The organism is Promineifilum sp. (SeqCode), assembly GCF_041918635.1.
Taxonomy (GTDB): domain Bacteria; phylum Chloroflexota; class Anaerolineae; order Promineifilales; family Promineifilaceae; genus Promineifilum.
Genome location: NZ_JAYRVJ010000525.1, coordinates 1 through 2697 on the forward strand (window position 1 = coordinate 1; position 2697 = coordinate 2697).

Sequence of the window (2697 nt, forward strand, 5' to 3'; positions counted from 1 at the left end):
ACCGACGGGCAGATCGACCGGCTGGTGTATGGGTTGTATGGGTTGACGGAGGAGGAGATCGCTATCGTGGAGCAGCGTTGACGCCAGACCTGACAGGTCTTCCTCAGATGACTTTCCCAATATCCCCCGCCACCACCACCGCCCCGCCCAGCGGCGGGTGAAACACCGCCACCCACCGCCGCCCCGGCCCCCAGCGCCGCGCCGCGGCCGCCAGCAGCCAGTGCGGCACGCGCCCGCTGAGGACGAGGCCGCGCGCCGGGGCCGCCGGCAGCGCCGGCAGCGGCAGCCCCTCCGGCTCGTCCGGGTCGAGGTACTGCGCCCCCGTCGCCATCTCCACCAGGTCGTACCCACCCCGCGCCTCCACGCTGACGCTCCAGCCCGCCTGGGCCTCCCCGGCCACCTCCGGCAGTTCCGGCGCGCGCAGCCAGCCGTAGCGCACGTCGAACAGCCACAGCGGGGCCGGCGCGGCCCGCAGCGCCAGCAGCGCGTAGAGCCAGTTCGGCCCCCGCCCATAGACCGCCAGCGCCTCCCCGGCCGGGACGCGCGCCGCCACGCCCGGCAGCAGCCCCGGCTCCCACCGCCCGCCGCCCGCCGCCAGTTCCGCCAGCAGCGCCGGCAGATCCACCAGCCGCGCCCCGGCCGGGGCCAGCGCCCGGTGGCGTTCGGCCAGCTCGCGCTCCGCGTGCGGGAAGCGCGCCGCCACCGCATCCACCAGCGCCTCGAACGCCGGCCCGCCCGCCAGCCGGCCGCGCTCCAGCCCGGCGATCACGCCAGTGACCACCCCGCGCACCACCGGTTCGGCCGTGCCCACCGGTTCGGCCGTGCCCACCGGTTCGGTCTCGTCCAGCCGCCCCGCCTCGCTCAGCGTCGAGCACAGATCGGCGATGAGGGGCAGCCCTGCCTCCGCCAGCATCGCCCGCCACTCCCCGCGCAACCGCTCATACGCCCCCGGTTCCTCCGGCCGGTCGGCCACCAGCAGCACGGCGTGGGTGCAGCGGGCGAAGACGGCCAGCTGTTCCGGCGTCGGCCGCCCGCCCACGTCCACCAGCAGCGGCAGGTGGCGCTCCTCCAGATAGGCGGCGATGTGGGCCATGAACGTCGCGGTGAATGCCCCCTTCTGGCGAATGAGGCGCACCAGCGTCTGGTCGCTCTCGTTGCTGAAGTCCCCCTCCCCGTCGGGGCAGGCGCGCAGGGCGTAGTGGGCCACCCCCCGCGCCCGCAGCGCCTGGCTCAGGCTATAGACCAGCACCGACTTCCCCGAATGGGGCGGCCCACCTACCAAAATCGCTGGAAATGGCGTCATCATGAACCTTCCGCTATGATCGAAGAATAGCACGCTGATGACGCTGATTATGACGCAGATTTCGCAGATTAAGAACCTCACGCCAAGCACGCCAAGGAAGCTAAGGTCTTAGCGTTCTTAGCATCCTTGGCGCTCTTTGCGTGAGCCTTCTTCTGAAATCTGCGTAATCTGCGGATGATTCTCCGATGAAGCCCATCACCCTCCTCGCCACCCTCGGCGGCCAACCCCAGGTCGTCACCTTCGCCCTCGACGCCTTGCTCGAGGAGTACGCCGTGGCCGACCTCATCGTCCTCTACCTGCCCGCGGAGGACGGCCGCGCCGCCCGCGCCCTCGACCGGCTGGCGGCCGAGTTCGCCGGCGGCCACTACCGCGGCCAGCCCCTCCGCTTCGAGCCGCTGCCCATCCGCAGCAACGGCCGCGTCCTGGCCGACATCCACGACGAGGCCGACACCGACGCCGTCTGGGAGGCGGTCTACGCCCTCGTCGCCCGCCTCAAGGCCGAGCGGCGCACGCTCCACGTCTGCATCAGCGGCGGCCGGCGCATCCTGGGGCTGCTGACCATGTCGGCGGCCATGCTCCACTTCGGCCACCAGGACGCCCTGTGGCACATGTACACGCCCCCCGCCCTGCGCGCCGCGGCCGAGGGGGGCGCGCTGCTCCACGCGCCGCCCGGCAGCGGCTTCCGGCTCATCCGCGTGCCCATGATGCCCTGGGGCAGCTACTTCCCCGCCCTGCAAGAGCTGGCCCGGCCGGCCGGCGGCGACGTGCTGGCCCGGCCGCGCCAGGTGCTCGACGGCGTGGAGCGCGCCCGCTGCCGCGCCGTCATCGAGCGGCTGACCCCGCGCCAGACCGCGGTGTTGCGCCTCTTGGCCGAAGGCCGCCACCCGCGCGCCGCCGCCGACGAACTCAGCGTCGAACTCAGCACCATTGACTCGCACAAGACGGTCATCCTGGCCGAATGCCGCAACGTCTGGGGCCTGCCCGACGAACTCTGGCTCGACTACCGCTTCCTGCGCGAGAAATTCGAACTTTACTTCACCGACCTCTAGAGCTGTCAGGTTTGCGGCAAACCTGTCAGGTCTGGCACAACTCATAATTCCTAATTCCTACTTCTCCCAATGCTCCTCCTCACATTCTCCCACCCCCTGACCCCCGTCCAACTGGCCCAACTCGCCGCCCTGCTCGACGGCGCGCCGCCCGACGTGCGCGACGTGCCCGCCCAGTTCGACCAGGCCCGCCCCTTCGCCGGCCAGGTGGCCGAGCTGCTCGACGCCGCCGGCCTCTCGGCCGCCGACTGGCAGACCACGCCCCTGCTCATCATGCCCCCCGCCTACGCCCCCATCGCCGCCACCCTCATCGCCGAGCTGCACGGCCGCATGGGCTACTTCCCGGCC

At 71.8% G+C, this 2697-nt stretch carries 3 protein-coding genes; 2 read left to right on the top strand and 1 reads right to left on the bottom strand.

Features of this window, described 5'->3' with window-relative positions:
- Window positions 1-103: 103 nt before the first annotated feature.
- On the bottom strand, window positions 104-1306 hold the full coding sequence (locus ACE3UY_RS15710) for a CRISPR-associated protein Csx3 (protein ID WP_374688443.1): 1203 nt from the start codon (window positions 1304-1306) through the stop codon (window positions 104-106).
- Window positions 1307-1488: 182 nt separating this feature from the next.
- Between ACE3UY_RS15710 and ACE3UY_RS15715 the strand changes: the two genes are divergently transcribed.
- Entirely contained in the window at window positions 1489-2352 is an 864-nt protein-coding gene (locus ACE3UY_RS15715) for a CRISPR-associated ring nuclease (RefSeq protein WP_374688444.1), read from the top strand.
- A gap of 69 nt (window positions 2353-2421) precedes the next feature.
- A partial coding sequence (gene csx15, locus ACE3UY_RS15720; RefSeq protein ID WP_374688445.1) for a CRISPR-associated protein Csx15 occupies window positions 2422-2697 on the top strand: 276 nt, incomplete at its 3' end.